This window comes from Ewingella sp. CoE-038-23 (assembly GCF_040419245.1).
GTDB lineage: Bacteria > Pseudomonadota > Gammaproteobacteria > Enterobacterales > Enterobacteriaceae > Ewingella > Ewingella allii.
In genome coordinates this window covers 100,522-119,734 of the sequence record NZ_JAZHOH010000004.1, presented here as the reverse complement: position 1 = coordinate 119,734, position 19,213 = coordinate 100,522, and the positions used below count along the sequence as shown (strand labels likewise).

General features: G+C 54.2%; 18 protein-coding genes. 3 read left to right on the top strand and 15 right to left on the bottom strand.

Going from position 1 to position 19,213, the window contains the following annotated elements; genetic code table 11:
- Positions 1-48: 48 nt before the first annotated feature.
- Genes hemG through pepQ form a run of 4 tightly spaced genes read right to left on the bottom strand, consistent with a single transcriptional unit; the run spans position 49 to position 4,052 of the window.
- Positions 49-588, bottom strand: coding sequence for a menaquinone-dependent protoporphyrinogen IX dehydrogenase (hemG, locus tag V2154_RS24745; protein ID WP_353504432.1), 540 nt, complete (start codon positions 586-588; stop codon positions 49-51).
- Between the two features lie 30 nt (positions 589-618).
- The gene (gene trkH / locus V2154_RS24740) at positions 619-2,070 is read right to left on the bottom strand and encodes a Trk system potassium transporter TrkH (protein ID WP_353504431.1); all 1,452 of its coding nucleotides are present in this window, start codon (positions 2,068-2,070) and stop codon (positions 619-621) included.
- A gap of 39 nt (positions 2,071-2,109) precedes the next feature.
- The gene (locus V2154_RS24735; protein WP_353504430.1) at positions 2,110-2,721 is read right to left on the bottom strand and encodes an IMPACT family protein; all 612 of its coding nucleotides are present in this window, start codon (positions 2,719-2,721) and stop codon (positions 2,110-2,112) included.
- Complete coding sequence (gene pepQ, locus V2154_RS24730) at positions 2,721-4,052, bottom strand: Xaa-Pro dipeptidase (protein WP_353504429.1); 1,332 nt, start codon at positions 4,050-4,052, stop codon at positions 2,721-2,723. Before pepQ ends, V2154_RS24735 begins: the two co-directional genes overlap by 1 nt.
- Before the next feature lie 186 nt (positions 4,053-4,238).
- Here pepQ and fadB point away from each other — a divergent pair, with 186 nt between their 5' ends.
- Positions 4,239-6,419 carry a fatty acid oxidation complex subunit alpha FadB gene (gene fadB / locus V2154_RS24725; RefSeq protein WP_353504428.1) on the top strand — a complete coding sequence of 727 codons (2,181 nt, stop codon included), beginning with the start codon at positions 4,239-4,241 and terminating at the stop codon, positions 6,417-6,419.
- An 11-nt stretch (positions 6,420-6,430) separates the two neighbouring features.
- Positions 6,431-7,594 carry an acetyl-CoA C-acyltransferase FadA gene (gene fadA, locus V2154_RS24720; RefSeq protein WP_353504427.1) on the top strand — a complete coding sequence of 388 codons (1,164 nt, stop codon included), beginning with the start codon at positions 6,431-6,433 and terminating at the stop codon, positions 7,592-7,594.
- 300 nt (positions 7,595-7,894) lie between these two features.
- Here fadA and fre read toward each other — a convergent pair whose 3' ends face one another.
- The 3 genes from fre to pepE form a co-directional block, all read right to left on the bottom strand.
- Positions 7,895-8,596 (bottom strand): NAD(P)H-flavin reductase, encoded by a 702-nt coding sequence (gene fre, locus V2154_RS24715; protein ID WP_353504426.1) that lies wholly within the window; start codon positions 8,594-8,596, stop codon positions 7,895-7,897.
- Between the two features lie 71 nt (positions 8,597-8,667).
- On the bottom strand, positions 8,668-10,176 hold the full coding sequence (ubiD, locus tag V2154_RS24710; RefSeq protein WP_353504435.1) for a 4-hydroxy-3-polyprenylbenzoate decarboxylase: 1,509 nt from the start codon (positions 10,174-10,176) through the stop codon (positions 8,668-8,670).
- 165 nt (positions 10,177-10,341) lie between these two features.
- Entirely contained in the window at positions 10,342-11,067 is a 726-nt protein-coding gene (gene pepE / locus V2154_RS24705) for a dipeptidase PepE (protein WP_353504425.1), read from the bottom strand.
- Between the two features lie 126 nt (positions 11,068-11,193).
- Between pepE and rfaH the strand changes: the two genes are divergently transcribed.
- Positions 11,194-11,682 (top strand): transcription/translation regulatory transformer protein RfaH, encoded by a 489-nt coding sequence (gene rfaH / locus V2154_RS24700; RefSeq protein WP_034794942.1) that lies wholly within the window; start codon positions 11,194-11,196, stop codon positions 11,680-11,682.
- Positions 11,683-11,718: 36 nt separating this feature from the next.
- On the opposite strand, the gene tatD is transcribed toward rfaH, so the two are convergent.
- The 8 genes from tatD to rmuC form a co-directional block, all read right to left on the bottom strand.
- On the bottom strand, positions 11,719-12,498 hold the full coding sequence (gene tatD / locus V2154_RS24695; RefSeq protein ID WP_353504424.1) for a 3'-5' ssDNA/RNA exonuclease TatD: 780 nt from the start codon (positions 12,496-12,498) through the stop codon (positions 11,719-11,721).
- A gap of 57 nt (positions 12,499-12,555) precedes the next feature.
- On the bottom strand, positions 12,556-13,320 hold the full coding sequence (tatC, locus tag V2154_RS24690; protein WP_353504423.1) for a Sec-independent protein translocase subunit TatC: 765 nt from the start codon (positions 13,318-13,320) through the stop codon (positions 12,556-12,558).
- 3 nt (positions 13,321-13,323) lie between these two features.
- The gene (gene tatB / locus V2154_RS24685; protein WP_353504422.1) at positions 13,324-13,992 is read right to left on the bottom strand and encodes a Sec-independent protein translocase protein TatB; all 669 of its coding nucleotides are present in this window, start codon (positions 13,990-13,992) and stop codon (positions 13,324-13,326) included.
- Between the two features lie 3 nt (positions 13,993-13,995).
- Positions 13,996-14,265 carry a twin-arginine translocase subunit TatE gene (gene tatE / locus V2154_RS24680; RefSeq protein WP_353504434.1) on the bottom strand — a complete coding sequence of 90 codons (270 nt, stop codon included), beginning with the start codon at positions 14,263-14,265 and terminating at the stop codon, positions 13,996-13,998.
- Positions 14,266-14,358: 93 nt separating this feature from the next.
- Entirely contained in the window at positions 14,359-15,990 is a 1,632-nt protein-coding gene (ubiB, locus tag V2154_RS24675; protein WP_353504421.1) for a ubiquinone biosynthesis regulatory protein kinase UbiB, read from the bottom strand.
- A complete protein-coding gene (gene ubiJ, locus V2154_RS24670; protein ID WP_353504420.1) occupies positions 15,987-16,595 on the bottom strand; it encodes a ubiquinone biosynthesis protein UbiJ in 609 nt (202 codons plus the stop codon). The genes ubiB and ubiJ overlap by 4 nt, the downstream gene beginning before the upstream one ends.
- 13 nt (positions 16,596-16,608) lie before the next feature.
- Positions 16,609-17,364: a bifunctional demethylmenaquinone methyltransferase/2-methoxy-6-polyprenyl-1,4-benzoquinol methylase UbiE gene (gene ubiE / locus V2154_RS24665; RefSeq protein WP_353504419.1), complete on the bottom strand. Its 756-nt coding sequence runs from the start codon at positions 17,362-17,364 to the stop codon at positions 16,609-16,611.
- 138 nt (positions 17,365-17,502) lie between these two features.
- Positions 17,503-19,059, bottom strand: a complete 1,557-nt coding sequence (gene rmuC / locus V2154_RS24660; RefSeq protein WP_353504418.1) for a DNA recombination protein RmuC — start codon at positions 19,057-19,059, stop codon at positions 17,503-17,505.
- Positions 19,060-19,213 lie beyond the last annotated feature (154 nt).

The following is a 19,213-nucleotide window of genomic DNA, read 5'->3' as shown; positions in this document are numbered from 1 at the left end:
AATTTTCCAACCGCGTTTTTTTTCAACGATATGCCCAGAGATCCAGCATTACAGCGCTTTTTTGTACGATAACTTGGCAAAATCCTCAGCAAACCTCTTCACTTGCTCCCAATCGGTGTATTCCACTTCTTTACTGGTATCCGTTTCGCCGCCGGTCATACGCATAATAAGTTGGATCATCACCTTATCTATCCAGCGGTAACGCGGGTAACGCAGCGCCCCGGCGAAGACACCACATAAAGCTGGCTGCCAAGGCGTCGCCAACAGGAACTTGCGAACATAAGGGTTTGTCTGGGGCGTGCGCTTCTCAGGTTTACGGGCGGTGAGGTTTACGCAGAAGAAAGCCGAAGGCATGTTGTTGAGCTGGTCGACGTTACGCTTGATGAATTTATCCAGCACGGCATTGAAGTGTCCATAGCGGATAGAAGCGCCAATCAGCACTTGGTCATATTGTGAAAGATTGACGTGCTCGCCGTGAACCAGATCAATCACGTCACACTCGGCCTTCTCTTTCATGCAACTTGCTATATAAGAAGCAATGGCATGCGTTTGCCCATCACGTGTTGAATAGAGCACCAGTGCTTTCATATCAAGTTCCCTCCTAAATAAGACACGTCATTACTCACGCCAGAAGGTTGGAGTAAACAGAACCAACAGCGTAAAGACTTCAAGGCGACCAAAAAGCATGGTCACAATCAGAATCCACTTCGCAGTGGGGTTCATCGAAGCAAAGTTATCAGCCACCACGCCCAGCCCCGGCCCGAGGTTATTGAGGGTGGCAGTCACGGCGGCAAAAGCAGAGAAGTTATCCACCCCCGTCGCGACGATAGCCAGCATACTGACGATAAACACCAAAGCGTAGGCGGAGAAGAAACCCCATACCGCTTCGATAATACGTTCCGGCAGTGCGCGGTTACCCAGTTTAATGGTGTAAACCGCGTTCGGGTGGACCAGACGTTTCAGTTCACGCGAACCCTGTAAATAGAGCAGCAGGATACGGATAACCTTCAAGCCGCCGCCGGTCGAACCCGCACAGCCGCCGATAAAGGCAGAACATAGAAGAAGGATTGGCAGGAACAGAGGCCATTTCGAAATGCTATCCGTGGTGTAGCCCGCGGTAGTCGCCATCGACACCACCTGGAAGAACGCCTGATTGAGCGTCTCTAAGCCGGAGCTATAAACATTGTGCAACCACAGCACTGAGGTACAGACAATCACCAGCGTCAGCTGCACGCCAATGAACATACGGAATTCGGGGTCGCGCCAATACACTTTAAGGTTACGGCCGCTGAGCATCGCGAAGTGCAAACCGTAGTTACAGCCGGAGATCAGCAGGAACACCGCGATAATGGTGTTAATAGTGCCACTGTGGAAATAGCCAATGCTGGCATCATGGGTAGAGAAGCCGCCGATGGCGATGGTAGAGAAGCTATGGGAGATGGCGTCGAACACCGGCATCCCCGCGCCCCACAGTGACAGAGCACAGGCAATCGTCAGCAAAACGTAGATTAGCCACAGGGTTTTTGCCGTCTCGGCGATGCGCGGGCGCATTTTGTTATCTTTCAGCGGCCCTGGCATTTCTGCCCTGTAGAGCTGCATGCCACCGACGCCCAATATAGGCAGGATAGCCACGGCGAGCACGATGATCCCCATACCGCCAAACCATTGCAGCATCTGCCGATAGAACAGAATGGCTTTCGGCAACGAGTCCAGCCCGACCAGCGTGGTCGCGCCGGTGGTGGTCAAGCCGGAGAAAGATTCAAAGAAAGCATCGGTGAGGGAAAGGTTCGGGCGCTCGGAAAACAGAAACGGCAATGCCCCCACGCTGCCCAGCACGGTCCAGAAAAGTACCACGATGAGGAAGCCCTCTCGCGGCTTTAGCTCGCTTTTTTGCTTTCTATTGGGCAACCAGAGGAACAGGCCAATGGTCAGCGCCACGAAGAAAGTTTGGCTAAACGCGCGCCCTGCGCCATCGCGGTAAATCAGTGCGACCAATCCGGGAATAATCATCGTTCCGGAGAACAGGATGACAAGCACCCCCACGATGCGAGTTATGGCACGAAAATGCATGCTGGCGTGTTCCTCAGCGAATGAGTCATTAGAGAGTAATTATAAAACCGGCTGCAAATTGAGCGTGCCGCGACTGAGATCGTATAAACGGGTGACAATAGCCGAGGCTTCTGTGGCCGGTAAGGCCAGGCGCATGTCGACTGCCGCCCCGTAATTGCTTTGTAAAATATGTCCGCCCACCTGCTGCAACAGGTTTTCCACCAGCGTTAACTGAGCGTAGTCACATTGCAGCGTAAATTCCCTGAGTGGGACTTTTTCATGTATCGAAAGCAGCTTTAATGCCTGCTGAACACCACCGCCGTAGGCTTTCACCAAGCCGCCGGTGCCTAACATAATGCCGCCATAATAACGCACCACGACGGCGGTTATCTCGCCGACGCCGCTGCCTAGCAGTTGGGCCAAAATCGGCTTGCCCGCCGTCCCCGCTGGCTCGCCGTCATCAGAGAAGCCGAGCTGCTGGGAGTCCGTTGGCGTGCCTGCCACGAAAGCCCAGCAGTGATGCCGAGCCGTCGGATGCTGACTTTTTACATCATTTATAAAGGACTTAGCCGCCTCTACCCCTTCGGTATGCGCCAAAAGGGTAATAAAGCGGCTTTTCTTTATCTCTTCACTGAAACTGACAGATTCAGCAGGTACGGGATAAGGCTGCATCAGGCAAGTTTCAAATCACGCGTCATATTTTCAATGTGATTGTCGTGAATGACAATATTGTCTTCGATACGAATGCCGCCATAAGGTTTCAGCGCCTCAATACGATCCCATGCAAAGTGCTTGCTGAACTGCCCGTCACGCCAAGGCGCCAGTAGAGACTCGATGAAGTACAGACCCGGCTCAATGGTCAGCACCATTTTTGGCTGAATAATGCGGGTACAGCGCAAGAACGGATATTTTGACGGCGCGGCCAGATGGGTGCCGGTTTCATCCTGCATGAAGCCCGCCACATCATGGACTTGCAGACCCAGCGGATGACCCAAACCATGTGGCAGGAAAGGCCCCGTCAGGTTCTGCTCCACCATGGCTTCTTCACTGATATCCACCACCAGCTTGTGCGCTTTCAGCAACTTAGCAATGCGATGGTGCATCTGCACATGGTAATCGGTGTAGCTGACACCGGCTTTGATCGAGTCAATCAGCGCCAACTCTTCGGTATTTAAATCTTTAATCAGATCGGCGAAGTCGTTGTTCTGCTTGGCGGCGTAGGTACGCGTCAAATCCGCCGCGTAGCCGTTGTACTCAGCCCCGGCGTCGAGCAGGAAGCTGCGCATTTCGGCTGGCGGTTGGTGCTCAAGCTTGGTGTAATGCAGCACCGCCGCGTGCTCATTCAATGCCACGATGTTGTCATAAGGCACGTCAGTATCGCGATGGCCGGTCGCCGTAAGGTAGGCAAGGTTGATGTCGAACTCGCTCATGCCGGACAAAAAAGCTTCCTGCGCGGCGCGATGACCACTGACCGCCACCTTTTGCGCTTCACGCATACAGGCAATTTCATAGTCAGTTTTATAAGCGCGGTGGTAGTGCAGGTAGTCCAGCACGGCTTTCGGGTTGACGTTATCTGCCGCCACGCCCAGATTAATCGCCCGCTGCGGGCTTGAGCCAATGTAAGCTACGCGCTTCAAATCAGCAGGAAGTTGGTTTTTGATGTCGTCGGCTTTGGCCAGCGGCGACAGCGACACTTCGTGCGTCCAGAAAGAGTCAGGCAGAGGCTCTACCTTGTGCCAGTAGTCCACCGGCGAGTAAAACCAAAGTTTTGGTGCATTAACTCCATCGACCCACAGCCAGCAGTTCGGCACTTTGGTGACCGGCACCCAGGCTTTGAATTGCGGGTTCACTTTGAACGGATAGCTGTGGTCATCGAGGAAGGTCGTTATTAGATCACCGGAGTGAATTAATAACGCATCAAGTTGATTACGTTGCAGTATTTCACGAGCACGTTGCTGTAGCGTGGCGATATGTTCTTTGTAAAGCGTAGTAAGCGATTCCATCAAACGGTCCTTTTTTCCTGCAAAACGATGGCGCATCTTATCACAGCCGCGCACAGGTCGTAGCCCCGGAAGGTTTGTGATCCCTCCAGCAAATTACACTCATCTCATTTGCAAATTATTAACATAAAAACCACACTCCATTCATCTGGTCATACCAGATCATCCCAGATGATTCAGGAGAGACACATGCTCTACCAAGGCGAAACATTACACCTGCACTGGCTCCAAGACGGCATTGCCGAGCTGGTGTTTGATGCTCCAGGCTCTGTTAACAAGCTCGACACCCGCACCGTGGCTAGCCTCGGCGAAGCCATTAGCGTGCTTGAGAAGCAAACTGATCTGAAAGCTCTGCTGCTCAGTTCGGCCAAACCGGCGTTTATTGTCGGGGCTGACATCACCGAGTTCCTTTCCCTGTTCAATGCTCCAGCCGAAAAACTGCATCAGTGGCTTAATTTTGCCAATAGCATCTTTAACCGTCTGGAAGATCTTAACGTTCCGACGCTTTCCGCTATTACTGGCTATGCGCTGGGCGGCGGCTGCGAATGCGTGCTGGCGACGGATTTCCGTATCGCCACGCCGGACGCCCGTATCGGCCTGCCGGAAACTCGTTTAGGTATTATGCCGGGCTTTGGTGGTTCGGTGCGCATGCCGCGCCTGCTGGGTGCCGACAGCGCGCTGGAAATTATCGCCGCCGGTAAAGACATCAGTGGCAAAGACGCATTAAAAGTCGGATTGGTCGATGCCGTGGTGGAAGCCGAAAAACTGCGCGACGCCGGGCTGAACATGCTCAAGCAAGCCATTGCTGGCAAGCTCGACTGGCAGGGCCGCCGCGACGTGAAGCGCCAGCCGCTGAAACTCAGCCAGATTGAAGCCACCATGAGCTTCAGCGTGGCCAAAAGCATGGTGCTGCAAACCGCAGGCAAACACTACCCTGCGCCAATGACCGCGGTGAAAACCATTGAAGCCGCGGCCAAGCTCGGTCGCGACGAAGCCCTGAAACTGGAAACCGCCAGCTTTGTTCCCCTCGCGCAATCCAAAGAGGCCCGCACGCTGGTTGGTATCTTCCTCAATGACCAGTTCATCAAAGGCAAAGCCAAGAAATTGGCGAGCGAAAGTGAGAAAACCACGCAGGCTGCGGTACTGGGTGCTGGGATCATGGGCGGCGGCATTGCCTATCAGTCAGCCCTGAAAGGCGTGCCGGTCATTATGAAAGACATTAATGATAAGTCGCTGACGCTGGGAATGAATGAAGCGGCCAAGCTACTGAATAAACAGCTGGAACGCGGCAAACTCGACGGCCTGAAGATGGCGAAAGTGCTTTCTACTATTCAGCCAACCCTGAGCTACAGCGGCATCGAACGCGCCAAAGTGGTGGTTGAAGCCGTGGTCGAGAATCCAAAAATCAAATCGGCGGTGCTGGCCGAGGCCGAAGCCCTGCTGGACAGCGACACCGTGCTGGCGTCCAACACCTCGACCATTCCCATTGACCAGTTAGCCACGGCGCTGAAGCGCCCGGAAAACTTCTGCGGCATGCACTTCTTCAACCCGGTTCACCGTATGCCGCTGGTTGAAATCGTCCGTGGGGCCAAAACTTCCAAAAAAACGCTGTCGCGCATCGTCTCTTATGCTCTGAGCATGGGGAAAACGCCAATTGTGGTGAATGACTGCCCGGGCTTCTTCGTCAACCGCGTGCTGTTCCCTTACTTCGCGGGCTTCAGCCTGCTGCTGCGCGACGGCGCGGACTTCCGCCAAATCGACAAAGTGATGGAGAAGCAGTTCGGCTGGCCGATGGGCCCGGCTTACCTGCTCGACGTGGTGGGTATTGATACCGCGCACCACGCCCAGGCCGTCATGGCGGCAGGCTTCCCGGACAGAATGGCGAAAGACTATCGCGATGCGATCGACGTGCTGTTTGATAACCAGCGCTTTGGGCAGAAAAACCAGCTGGGCTTCTATCGCTACAGCGAAGACAGCAAAGGCAAGCCGCGCAAAGAGAATGACGAGCAGGTGGATAAGCTGCTGGCGGGCCAAAAAGCCGAGTTCGCGCCGGATGACATTATCGCCCGCATGATGATCCCGATGATCAACGAAGTGGTGCGCTGCCTGGAAGAAGGCATTGTCGCCAGCCCGGCCGAGGCCGATATGGCGCTGGTGTACGGCATCGGCTTCCCTCCGTTCCACGGCGGCGCGTTCCGCTATTTGGACACGCTGGGCACCGCCGCGTACCTGAAACTCGCCGAACAATATTCGCATCTGGGTGCGCTGTATCAGGTGCCAGAGGGTTTACGCGCTAAAGCGAAAACCAATGACACTTACTATCCGGTCGCAACTCCGCTGGAAGACTTCAGCACCGGCACTCAGGCATAAGGACCGAAATCATGGAAAACGTAGTCATTGTTGATGCAGTCCGCACCCCGATGGGCCGCTCCAAAGGCGGGGCGTTTCGCAACGTGCGTGCTGAGGACCTGTCCGCGCACCTGATGCGCGCCATCGTCAGCCGCAATGCGGCGCTCGACCCGAAAGAAATTGATGATATTTACTGGGGCTGCGTCCAGCAGACGCTGGAACAAGGCTTCAATATTGCCCGTAACGCCGCGCTGCTGGCGGAGATCCCGCGTAATGTGCCCGCTACCACGGTGAACCGCCTGTGCGGATCTTCCATGCAGGCGCTGCACGACGCGGCACGCGCCATTATGGTGGGCGATGCACAGGTCGGCCTGATTGGCGGCGTTGAGCACATGGGCCACGTGCCGATGAACCACGGGGTAGATTTCCATCCGGGCCTGAGCCGCACCGTCGCCAAAGCGGCAGGAATGATGGGGCTGACCGCCGAAATGCTGGCGAAAATGCACAATATCAGCCGCGAAATGCAGGATGAGTTTGCCGCACGCTCTCACCAGCGCGCTCACGCGGCGACCTTAGCCGGGCACTTCGCCAATGAAATCATTGCCACCGACGGCCATGACGCCGACGGCGTGCTGACCAGCTATAGCTATGATGAAGTGATCCGCCCGGAAACCACGGTAGCAACCCTGTCTACACTGCGCCCGGCGTTCGACCCAGTGAATGGCACCGTGACGGCAGGCAGTTCGTCGGCGCTGTCCGATGGCGCTTCGGCGATGCTTATCATGAGCGAGTCCAAGGCCAAGTCTCTGGGTTTACAGGCTCGCGCACGCATCAAGTCGATGGCAGTGGTCGGCTGCGACCCTTCAATCATGGGTTACGGCCCGGTTCCGGCAACGCGTTTGGCATTGAAACGTGCCGGATTGAGCGTGCAGGACATCGGCCTGTTCGAGCTGAATGAGGCATTTGCCGCGCAGGCGCTGCCATGCATGAAGGATCTGGGCTTGCTGGAAACCATGGAAGAGCGAGTGAACCTCAACGGCGGCGCGATTGCCCTCGGCCACCCGTTAGGCTGCTCCGGCTCGCGTATCTCCACCACCCTGCTCAACCTGATGGAACGCAAAGACGTGCAGTTCGGCGTCGCCACCATGTGCATCGGTTTGGGTCAGGGGATCGCCACGGTATTCGAAAGAGTCTGATAATCTGATGAAAAGCAAAAAGCGGGCAATAGCCCGCTTTTTTAATGACGATTTGATGCTCATTCCTGTTGTATCAAGGCGGCAACTGAGAGAACCCCAGGAGCTTACATTAGTAAGTGACTGGGGTAAGCGAAGGCAGCCAACGCCGAGACAGCACGAAGGATGACTCAATCTCTTTCCCTAAATCATTCGTGTTGTATCAAGGCGGCAAATAAGAGAACCCCAGGAGCTTACACAAGTAAGTGACTGGGGTAAGCGAAGGCAGCCAACGCCGAGACAGCGCGAAGGATGACGGGAAAATTAGATGAAAGAGAAAGCGTCTCCAAACATCCGGTCTTCCTGCGCTGCGCGCTCGGCAACAAAACGCTCGCGAGCGATTTTCGCCATTTCAAAACGTCCGGCAATGTAGATATCGTGACCCGCCAGCGAGGAGAAGTCCTGTAAAACGGCGCTCAGGACGGTGCCGCTTCGGCCCTGCCAACCTGCTTCCGGCTGCTCGACCACCGGGATCACTTTCAGATTCGGGTGATTCACGCTCAGCGCTTCCAGCTCGCCCAAGTCATAAAGATGCTTCAGCTCGCGGCCACCCCAGTAGATGGAGATATCACGGTTTGGCTGCTGCTCGAGCGCGGCGACCAGAATGGAGCGCGCATAAGAGAAGCCCGTGCCACCGGCAATCAGCACCAGCGGACGCTCGCCGTCTTCACGCAGCCAGGCATCACCGTGGGGAATATCCACGGTAATAGATTTCTCTTTCAGGATGCGATCCATTACTGCCATGGCATACAAATTCAGCTCGGAGGCACCGATGTGTAACTCGATATCGCTCCCCTCGCCCGGCGTAGAAGCCAGAGAGAACGGGCGCTTGTCGCGCTCGTCCATCACCACCATCAGATACTGACCGGCACGGAAAGAAAAAGGCGTTTCCGGCGATAACCGAACCCGATACACAGTATCAGTAATGGCCTCAACCGAGGTGACTTTACAGCTCAATGTGGTCATGCATTCCCTCTGTGGGTCATTTTGCAAAGCGTTAGGGCGCGGCGAGAGTGATCACCAAGCCGCAACCTGCGTTATTTTTTAGGCTTAGGCGCTTTATGCGCGTATTTCTCGTCAGCGAAAATACCCAAGTCATCCCAAATCGCGTCTACTCGCGCAGTCACTGCGGGATCTTTCACAATCGGACGTCCCCACTCGCGCTGCGTCTCACCCGGCCATTTGTTGGTGGCATCAAGCCCCATCTTGGAGCCGAGCCCGGAAACCGGAGACGCAAAGTCGAGGTAGTCGATTGGCGTATTTTCTACGAGCACCGTGTCGCGCGCAGGGTCCATCCGCGTAGTGATTGCCCAGATAACATCATTCCAGTCACGAGCATTCACATCGTCATCACAGACGATAACAAACTTGGTGTACATAAACTGACGCAAGAATGACCAAACACCCATCATGACGCGCTTGGCATGGCCTGCGTACTGTTTCTTCATCGTAACGACAGCAAGGCGGTAAGAGCAACCCTCTGGCGGCAGATAAAAATCAACAATTTCTGGGAACTGCTTTTTCAGAATGGGCACGAAGACTTCGTTTAGCGCCACACCCAGCACTGCTGGCTCATCCGGCGGACGGCCGGTATAAGTCGAATGGTAAATCGGGTTTTTACGCTGCGTGATGTGCGTGATCGTAAAGACCGGGAAGCTGTCTACTTCATTATAGTAGCCCGTGTGGTCGCCATAAGGCCCTTCGGGTGCCGTTTCGGCTGGGTCAATATAGCCTTCAAGCACGATTTCAGCACTGGCGGGCACTTCGAGATCGTTGGAAATACACTTCACGACTTCGGTTTTATTGCCGCGCAGCAAGCCCGCAAAGGCATATTCTGACAGGGTATCTGGCACTGGCGTGACCGCACCGAGAATGGTGGCCGGGTCGGCACCCAAGGCGACGGAAACCGGGAAACGCTGCCCCGGATTTTGCTGGCACCACTCTTGGAAGTCTAACGCGCCGCCTCGATGGGACAGCCAGCGCATAATGACTTTGTTCTTGCCCAGCACCTGCTGGCGATAAATACCCAAGTTCTGGCGCTGCTTGTGCGGGCCGCGAGTGACCGTCAGGCCCCAGGTGATCAGCGGCGCGGCATCTTCTGGCCAGCAGTGCATAACCGGAATGCGCGTCAAATCAACGTCATCCCCTTCCCAAACCTGTTCCTGACAAGGTGCTGAGTGCAGCACCTTGGTCGGCATATTCATCACTTGTTTGAATTTGGGCATTTTGTCGTAGAAATCGCGGAAGCCGCGCGGCGGCTCAGGCTCTTTCAGAAACGCCAATAATTCACCGACTTCGCGCAACGCACTGACATCCTCCTGCCCCATCCCTAACGCGACGCGCTCGGGGGTGCCGAAAAGGTTGCACAGCACCGGCATGTCGTAGCCTTTAGGATTTTCAAACAGTAATGCAGGGCCACCGGCACGCAGGGTGCGGTCTGCAATTTCAGTCATTTCCAGATAGGTATCGACAGGCTGAGTAATGCGTTTCAGCTCGCCTCGCTTTTCAAGTAACGAGATGAAGTCTCGTAAATCACGGTATTTCATGCTGATTTTTATCGCCAAATTGAAGGAGAGCATTATAGAGCCTCTCCAGGGTTGTTGCTGCCTTTTTGTTATCAGTAGGTAAAAAGTAATAACAAAAAGGCAGTGTAACCGTCAGTCAGCAAGCTGGCTAAACTGACGGTGCGAAAATTTCATGCGCCTAGCCTATTAGAGACATTCAAATGGAACCAGTGCGCTAAGTGCCTTGGTGTCCTGATATTCCTGCGTCTCGTGGCCATGGCGGAAGACTTTAAAGCCCTGACCTTTGGCGCTGAAATAGCTCAGTTGATCACCCGACACGTGTAGCAGGCTGCCTTCACGCAGCGCCACCACGGACTCACTTGGGTTTACCGCGCAGAACTCGGCAAGACGCTCGTCGCGCGTCTCGCCCATGTGACCACTTAGGTGGGCATCTATGTAGTGCGGATTGATTTGCACCGGAAACAGGCCCAGCGCGGGCAGCACGACGGAGTTGCTGACGGGCATATCATTGGTGGTGCGAATGCTTGGCGTAGCCACGTTGCAGCCCGCACTCCAGCCAATGTAAGGCACATTGCGCTCACGCACGGCGCGCTGGATCGGCACGATCAGGCTGTTGGCGTGCAGCATATGGTTCAGCATCCAGGTATTCCCGCCGCTAATCAAAATACATTCCGCGCTGGCGATAGCCTCTGCGGGGGAATCAGCGTGATGAATACTTTGCACTTGGATACCCAGCGCCTGCTCGAGATCTTGCGCTCGGGCGTCGTAATCGCTGCGGATTAAGGCGTAAGGGATAAGGATGGCTGAGGAAATCTTGCGGGCTTTCAACATCGCCTGAATGTGTTCGCTAGCGTAACCTAACAGGGTTGACTCATCTGAAAGCTTACCGTTACTCAGCAAAAACAACTCCATGATGCTTCTCCGTATTGTCATTTGATTCAGAATGTAGAGACCAGATCTCGCGAGTTGGCGAGGCATCTGTCTATCGCTAGCCACTTTTGCTATGCTTCATGGCTAAGTTTGAAGGCGTATGAAACTATGGAATCCTGGTACTTATTATATTGCAAACGCGGTCAGCTTCTGCGCGCTAAAGAACATTTAGAGCGCCAACAGGTTAACTGTTTAACTCCAATGATCACACTGGAAAAAATGGTGCGTGGCCGCCGTACTCCGGTCAGTGAACCCCTGTTTCCAAACTACATGTTCATCGAGTTTGACCCAGAGAGCATCCATACCACGACCATTAGCGCCACGCGCGGCGTTAGCCACTTTGTTCGTTTTGGCAACCGACTGGCGACGGTACACCCCGAGGTTATCAAACAGTTGATGACCCAGCCTATGCCGGATGTGCAGGACCCTGATACCCCTCACCCCGGTGACGTGGTGGTTATCACCGAAGGGATGTTCGAAGGTCTTGAAGCCATTTATACCGAACCGGACGGCGAAGCCCGCTCGCACCTCTTGTTGAATTTGATTAACCAGCAAGTGAAGCAAAGTTTAGATAACAAACACTTCCAAAAACTCTAACCAGCTCTAAGGCGCATGATTGCGCCTTTGCCTCGATTACAGGCCAAACAGGCCGCGCGCATTACTCTCTGTTTTCTCTGCCAGCCACGCTGGATCCTCTCCGCGCCACGTCGCGACCTGCTTAATGATATGCGGTAAGAACGCTGGCTCATTGCGGCGGTTCTTCGGCTTTTCGGGCATATCACGAGGTAATAGATAGGGCGCGTCGGTTTCCAGTAATAGCCGGTCAGCAGGAATGCAGCCGAGCATGTCGCGCAGTTCCAAACCGCGCCGCTCGTCGCACACCCAGCCCGTGATGCCGATATACAGCCCCAGCGATAGATAGAGCTCCAGCTCTTTCTGGCTGCCGGTAAAGCAGTGAACCACCGCGCCGGGAATTTTTCGCAGCCAAGGGGTTAACAGTTCAGCAAAGCGCGGATGGGCATCGCGGCAATGCAGAAACAGCGGCATGCTCAGCTCCGCGGCTAAAGCCAACTGGGCGCTAAAGGCAGACTCCTGCTGGTCGGCCGGGGAGAAGTTACGGTTGAAGTCCAAACCACACTCACCCAAGGCGACCACCTGCGGCTTAGCGGCAAGCTCCCTTACGGCTTCTTCAGTTTGGATGTTCCATTCACTGGCCTGATGGGGATGAACCCCCGCCGTCGACCAGCAAAAGTCAGGATACTGCGCGGCAAGCCGTTGAGCCTCAAGGCTCTCTTCGGCCGATGTCCCGGTGATTAACATCCCAGAAAGCCCAGCCTGTCTTGCTCGCGCAACGACATCATGGCGGTCTTTATCAAACTGATTGCTGGTCAGGTTTACGCCTATCTCAAACATATAACGTCCTAAAAAAGAAACCGCCCTGCTGGGCGGTTTTTTACTTCAATGATTCTGTTACGATGCTGAGTCTTGCTCATCATCTTCGACGTCTGAACGACGGCGTTTACCCACATAGAAACGGGCAAAGAACACGCCGATTTCAAACAGCAGGTACATCGGGATCGCCAGCAGCGTTTGCGAGAAAACGTCCGGTGGCGTCAGCAACATACCGACAACGAAAGCACCTACCAGCACATACGGACGCTTTTTCTTCAGATCTTCCGGCGTGGTCACGCCGCTCCAGCACAGCAACACGATAGCAATCGGCACTTCAAACGACACGCCGAAGGCCATAAACAGCGCCATGACGAAATCGAGATAGTTGTTGATGTCGGTCGCTATCTGCACGCCGGCCGGGGCCGTTTTCGCAAAGAAAGCGAAAGCCAGTGGGAAGACGATGAAGTAGGCGAAAGCCATACCGAGATAGAAGAGCGCGGAGCTGGAAAACAGCAGCGGCATCATCAGGCGGCGTTCATGCTTGTAAAGAGCCGGCGCAACAAAGCCCCACACCTGATACAAGATGAAAGGGGCAGACACGAACACCGACACAATCATCGTCAATTTTATTGGCGTGAAGAATGGCGATGCCACGTCGGTGGCAATCATGCTGGCGCCCAGCGGCATCTGTTTGATCAGCGGAGCAGAAACCAGATAGTAAATGTCGTTAGCAAAGTAGGCCAACGCCAAGAACACCACCAGAATACAGATGATGGAGTTCAGCAGACGCTTACGCAGTTCTATCAGATGGCTGATAAGCGGTTGGGTATCTTCAACAGCCATGTTTTAACGTTCGCCTGTAGATTGAGTGGAAGGAGCCGGTTTAACCGTGGCGGCCACTTCTTCAGTAGCGACTGGGGTTTCAACCGTTTTTGGCTTATCCGCAGGGGCTTCTGGTGAAGCTTCTGGCGCGTGAGCCGCCTGATGTTCAGCAGCTTGCGCGGCATGCGCCGCCTCAGCCTGTTGCACAGGTTTATGCGAGGCTACGGCAGCTTCAACGGCATTGCTTGGAGCCTGTGCCGGAGCAGAAGCCATGTGTTCCGCCGTCGCAGGTGAGATACCTTCGTCATGCAGCGCTTCTGCTTCCTGAACAGCCGGATTGTGAATGGTATTGCCTGCGGACTTAGCAGCCTCGATAGATTGCTCCAGCTCGCTCTTTTCCGTGGCGAAAGAGCGTTTCATTGACTCAGCGGCTTCTTTCAGCTCATCCATTGAGGCTTTGATTTCTGGCGTCAGATTCTTAAGACCGGCTTCTTCAGCTTTCTTAAGGCTATCCTGCAATTCCTGAAGTTTCAGTTCTTGCGATAACTCATTCTGTACAGAGGCGGCCATGGCGCGCAGTGCGCGGATCCAGCCAGCGACTGTTCTGACGGCCACTGGTAAACGTTCCGGCCCCAGTACTACCAGGCCAATCACCAATACCAGTAACAGTTCACTAAATCCAATGTCGAACACGGCTTATACCTGCTCTTTGTTTTGGCTCTTGGTCTCTTCTGCTTTAACTTCCGGTTTTACCTCGATAGGTTTTGCCGTGAAGTCAGCATCAGCACTCTTTATATCGCTCTCTTTTTGCGCTTTGGTGGTGGTGTCATCGTCATTCATGGCTTTCTTAAAGCCTTTGATTGAAGACCCCAGGTCCGAGCCCAAGCCACGCAGTTTTTTGGTACCGAACAGAAGTACCACGATCACCGCGATGATCAGAAGTTGTGTAATGCTAATACCGCCCATTTTCTTCACCTCAATATGAAGGGAACTACATCCATTACCGCCAGAGGCGGCGCTTAATTTCACAATCGAAGAGTTACCGCGCGCGAAACTCAGTTAGCGGCTGCGTCTCCAGCCGATAATCCATGAAACGACTCCTGCGGCGATAAGCCAGGCAGGATAAACCTCTACTTTACCTAGCAACAGCGCAGTACCGCTAAGCAGCAGGGTGGCACCAATACCCAAAAGATATCTTGATTGCCCCTGCCTCACTCCCTGTTGTTGCATCTGCGTAGAGAGTTTTTCGAGGTTGAACTGCAAAAGCTTGTGCTGCTGAAGGCTTTGGTACACCAGGTCTGGAAGTTCCGGCATTTTCTCTATCCAGAATGGCGCTTTCTCTTTGAACGCTCGCAGCATGGCGGGTAAACCCACCTGGTCTTTAACCCAACTTTCAAGGAAGGGTTTTGCCGTGGTCCAAAGATCGAGCTGAGGATAAAGCTGACGCCCTAAGCCTTCAACATACAGCAGTGTTTTTTGCAGAAGAACCAGCTGCGGCTGTACTTCCATATTAAAGCGGCGTGCCGTGTTAAACAGGTTTAACAAGACATTACCGAAAGAGATTTCCGCCAGCGGCTTCTCGAAGATAGGTTCACAAACGGTACGAATAGCGAACTCGAACTCTTCGACATTGGTATCACGAGGAACCCAGCCAGAATCGACATGTAACTCTGCCACTTTACGGTAGTCGCGGTTAAAGAACGCGATAAAGTTCTCAGCCAGATAACGTTTGTCATCTTTGTTCAAAGAACCAACTATGCCGCAATCAATGCCTATGTAGCAAGGGTCTTCCGGCGTGTCGTAGCTGACGAAAATGTTACCGGGATGCATATCAGCATGGAAGAAACTGTCGCGGAAAACTTGTGTAAAGAAGACCTGCACGCCGCGTTCTGCCAGCAGTTTCATATTGGTACCCTGCTTTTCTAATGCAGCAATGTCAGAAACCGGGATACCGTAAATACGCTCCATGACCATCAAGCGCTCGCTGCAATAATCCGGATAGACTTCCGGTACATAGAGCATCGGGCTGCCGCTGAAATTTCGGCGCAGTTGAATGGCGTTAGCCGACTCGCGCAGCAGGTTCAACTCATCCAGCAGCGTCTTTTCATATTCACGCACCACTTCACGCGGTTTAAGGCGACGGCCATCAGGCAGCAGGACCGGCACCCAGCCCGCCAAGCGCGACATCAGGCGAATATCGGCCTTAATGATTGGCAATATATCCGGGCGAATCACTTTCAGCACCACCGGCTTGCCATTCTCTTTCAGCGTGGCGGTGTGCACTTGGGCAATAGAGGCTGATGCCAGAGGAGTTTGGTCGAAATCGTCGAACCAATTTTCCAGCGGGCCACCCAAGGCCACCTCAATTTGCTTACGGGCCAAGGCACCGTCGAATGGCGCAACGTGGTCTTGCAATAGCGCCAGTTGGTCAGCGATATGAGGAGGGAAGAGGTCGCGGCGAGTCGAGAGCATTTGGCCGAACTTGATCCAAACCGGGCCAAGCTGCTCCAACGCCATACGCAGACGCGTGCCCAGCGGCTTATCTTTGTGGCGATGGGGCAGCCAGAAGAACAGGTATCTGCCTAAACGTAACGGCAGCGTGAGGCGAATCTTGGGGATTAGCTCATCCAGGCCGTAAGTCAGAAACATGCGAATGATCAGGTACAGGCGTCGCATTTCACCTGGAGTCATAGTTTGTCCTCCAGTTTTTCGAAGCGTTTATCCAGCGCGTCCAGTTCGCGGGTTAATGCAGAGACTTCTTCACTAAACCAGACGACTTCTAACGGGCCGGGCGCCAGCTTCCACTCTTCCGTCAAGGTCTGAGCAACATAGCTTTGCTGCTGCTTAACGCCATGACGCAGAAAACGTAAACCACCGCTGATAGCTTGCGAAATGCCCTGAGCCGCAACATCCCCCAGATAAGGAGCCAGCAGCTCGGCAGGCTCCCACTCGACCAGTTCAAACAACGCAGAAAATTGCTGCACGACGGAGATATCACCTTCAACGATAAGCTCGCCGCTGCGCATGAGAGGAGAAAGCTGCTGTCTGTCGCGCAGTTTTTGCAGGACGGAGAGCTTTGTTGACACGGTGCAATCCGCCTCGCCGTCCCACTGCCCGAGCACATCGATTTTCTGCTCGCTGAACACGAAGGTCAGCGGAGCATTCAGCTCTTGCAGCTCAATTCGCAGCACTTTTCCTACTAAGCGAGTGCGTGCAGCCTTCAGCCCACGCTCTCTGAACAGCAGATAATTCAGCGAGGTTTCAATCCCAGCGGTCAGTAACGGCGTCAACAACATCGGCTTATCCATCTTAGAACTTGAAACCACGGTGCAGAGCTACGATGCCGCCAGTCATGTTGCTGTAGGTCACATTCTCGAAACCGGCATCCGCCATCATCCCTTTCAGAGTTTCCTGATCAGGGTGCATACGGATAGATTCCGCCAGATAGCGATAGCTTTCCTCGTCCTGAGCAACCCATCCGCCAATACGCGGTAAAATATGGAAAGAGTAGGTGTCATAGGCTTTGCTCAATGGGGCCAGCAGGGGCTTGGAGAATTCCAGCACCAGCAGGCGGCCACCTGGCTTCAGCACGCGGAACATCGAGCGCAGAGCTTTTTCTTTTTCGGTGACGTTACGCAAGCCGAAAGAGATGGTGATGCAGTCAAAGTAGTTGTCTGGGAACGGCAAGGCTTCGGCGTTGGCCTGCACGTAATTGACGTTACCGACGATGCCCAGATTGCGTAGCTTCTCACGTCCCATTTTCAGCATAGAGTCATTGATATCAGCCAAAACGACTTCGCCCTGCTCGCCCACTAAGCGCGAGAACTTGGCCGTCAGATCGCCGGTACCGCCAGCTAAATCCAACACGCGCTGGCCGCGACGAACACCGCTGCTATCAATGGTGAAACGCTTCCAGATACGGTGGATGCCGAAGGACATCAGGTCATTCATCAAGTCATATTTAGCGGCAACGGAGTGAAAGACCTCTGCGACCATTTCTGCTTTTTCATCTTTGGCTACGGTACGAAAACCGAAATGGGTGGTTTCCTGCGTCTGCTTTTCCATATTTTATGCCCGCTTATTCAGTCAAACTGTTGGGGAAAGTGTACCAGAACCCCAAGGAAAGCCCCATCACCGATGCTGATAGAAAAGCCAAAGATATTCACTAATCGCATCCTTGGCTAATAGCAGTGAGTGAAGCCGTTATTCGCGCGCCGGGAAGTTCTCCTCCGGCTGCTGGTCTGAACGACTCAATGGAAGATTGTTTTCGTCATCGGCCAGCGGCTCGTCGAGAGCCTCCGTGGCTTCTGGCTCATGCTCAGAAACAGCCTGTTCAGCCAGAGAAGGGCTGATGGGGCGCTTAACTTCCACACCCAGGGTACGGAAACTTTCCACCTGCCCGACCAGATTGCCCCTGCCCTGCGCCAATTTATTCATAGCCAGTCGATAACTGCCCTGCGCTTTCTCAAGGCTTTGACCAATAGACTCCATGTCATCAACAAATAGCCGAAGTTTGTCATAAAGCTTGGCGGCGCGGTCGGCGATGCGTTTGGCATTCTGACTTTGATGCTCGTAGCGCCACAGGTTGCTGATGGTGCGCAGGGCCACCAGCAGGGTGGTTGGGCTGACCAGCATAATATTGTGCTTGAGCGCCTCGCTGATAAGCTCCGGCTCGCGGTCAATCGCCAGCAGGAACGCCGGCTCCACCGGGATAAACATCAAGACGTAATCCAGACTGCGTAGCCCCGGCAGCTGCTGATAATCTTTACGGCCCAGAAGGCGAATGTGCCCGCGCACCGAAGCAATATGCTCGTTCAGGGCGATTTCACGCTCGGTGTCGTCCTGACTGTTGAAGTAGCGCTCATAGGCTACCAGCGTCATTTTGGCGTCAATCACCACGTCTTTGTTTTGTGGCAAACGGACAATCACGTCCGGCTGCATGCGGCTGTTGGTATCAACCTGCACGCTGACCTGCGTTTGGTACTCATAGCCTTCGCGCAGGCCAGAGGCTTCGAGCACCCGGCTGAGTACCACTTCACCCCAGTTACCTTGCGTTTTATTGTCGCCTTTTAAGGCCTTGGTGAGGTTGATAGCTTCGCGCGCCATCTGCTCATTCAGCTGCTGGAGGTTGCGAATTTCATGGGAAAGGGTATGGCGCTCGCGCGCTTCCTGCCCAAAGCTATCCTGCACCTGACGGCGGAACCCATCGAGCTGTTCGCGCAGGGGCAGCAGAAGCTTATCGAGGCTCTGCTTGTTTTGCTCGTCGGCCCGACGCCCATTGTGTTCAAAGATACGGTTAGCCAGATTTTCAAACTGACTGGTGAGGCGTTGTTCACTGTTGATCAGCAAACGCTGTTTATCTTCCGCGGCCATGCGGGTTTCATCCAAACGGGTAGAAACTTCGCGCAGCTCCGCCTCTTGGGCGCTGTTAATTTCGCGCTGGGCGCGTAGCTCCTGATTGAGCTGCTCACACTCACTTTGCCAGTGAGCCAGCCCTTGCAGCTTTTCACGGTTAGCCGCGACTTGGCTATGCAGTTGGCGAAGCTCAAGCTCGGCCTCGCGCTGTTGCTGCTGCGACTGCTGGCGCTCGGCTTTCAGCTGGTCGATCTCCGCCTTTTGCTGGTCAACGGTTTGCTGAATCAGCCGACGCTGAGTCTCATGCTCACTTTGATTCTTTTGTTGGCGCAAACTGGCAATCAGCCAGCCTAATAGCAAGCCCGCCAAAGCCCCGCCCACGAGGTATAAAATGCTGATATCCACGCGCTCTCCATCTCAATCGATTCTTGCGGTCAAGGTAATGTCACACTGTATGCATGTCCAGCACATTATGCATCAGTGAGAAGCTTTGCGAGGCGTCTCGCAAGAGTGGATTTATCCCACTCTTCCCTCTTGTGCCGCAGCATTCCCGACGGCA

What these genes read in the sequence shown, in the direction of transcription:
- tatC (WP_353504423.1), bottom strand. Translation starts at nt 13,320, where the DNA reads ATGGCTGTTGAAGATACCCAACCGCTTATCAGCCATCTGATAGAACTG.
- tatE (WP_353504434.1), bottom strand. Translation starts at nt 14,265, where the DNA reads ATGGGCGGTATTAGCATTACACAACTTCTGATCATCGCGGTGATCGTG.
- fadB (WP_353504428.1), top strand. Translation starts at nt 4,239, where the DNA reads ATGCTCTACCAAGGCGAAACATTACACCTGCACTGGCTCCAAGACGGC.
- fadA (WP_353504427.1), top strand. Translation starts at nt 6,431, where the DNA reads ATGGAAAACGTAGTCATTGTTGATGCAGTCCGCACCCCGATGGGCCGC.
- ubiE (WP_353504419.1), bottom strand. Translation starts at nt 17,364, where the DNA reads ATGGAAAAGCAGACGCAGGAAACCACCCATTTCGGTTTTCGTACCGTA.
- hemG (WP_353504432.1), bottom strand. Translation starts at nt 588, where the DNA reads ATGAAAGCACTGGTGCTCTATTCAACACGTGATGGGCAAACGCATGCC.
- tatD (WP_353504424.1), bottom strand. Translation starts at nt 12,498, where the DNA reads ATGTTTGAGATAGGCGTAAACCTGACCAGCAATCAGTTTGATAAAGAC.
- pepE (WP_353504425.1), bottom strand. Translation starts at nt 11,067, where the DNA reads ATGGAGTTGTTTTTGCTGAGTAACGGTAAGCTTTCAGATGAGTCAACC.
- ubiB (WP_353504421.1), bottom strand. Translation starts at nt 15,990, where the DNA reads ATGACTCCAGGTGAAATGCGACGCCTGTACCTGATCATTCGCATGTTT.
- fre (WP_353504426.1), bottom strand. Translation starts at nt 8,596, where the DNA reads ATGACCACATTGAGCTGTAAAGTCACCTCGGTTGAGGCCATTACTGAT.
- ubiJ (WP_353504420.1), bottom strand. Translation starts at nt 16,595, where the DNA reads ATGTTGTTGACGCCGTTACTGACCGCTGGGATTGAAACCTCGCTGAAT.
- rfaH (WP_034794942.1), top strand. Translation starts at nt 11,194, where the DNA reads ATGGAATCCTGGTACTTATTATATTGCAAACGCGGTCAGCTTCTGCGC.
- V2154_RS24735 (WP_353504430.1), bottom strand. Translation starts at nt 2,721, where the DNA reads ATGCAGCCTTATCCCGTACCTGCTGAATCTGTCAGTTTCAGTGAAGAG.
- ubiD (WP_353504435.1), bottom strand. Translation starts at nt 10,176, where the DNA reads ATGAAATACCGTGATTTACGAGACTTCATCTCGTTACTTGAAAAGCGA.
- trkH (WP_353504431.1), bottom strand. Translation starts at nt 2,070, where the DNA reads ATGCATTTTCGTGCCATAACTCGCATCGTGGGGGTGCTTGTCATCCTG.
- pepQ (WP_353504429.1), bottom strand. Translation starts at nt 4,052, where the DNA reads ATGGAATCGCTTACTACGCTTTACAAAGAACATATCGCCACGCTACAG.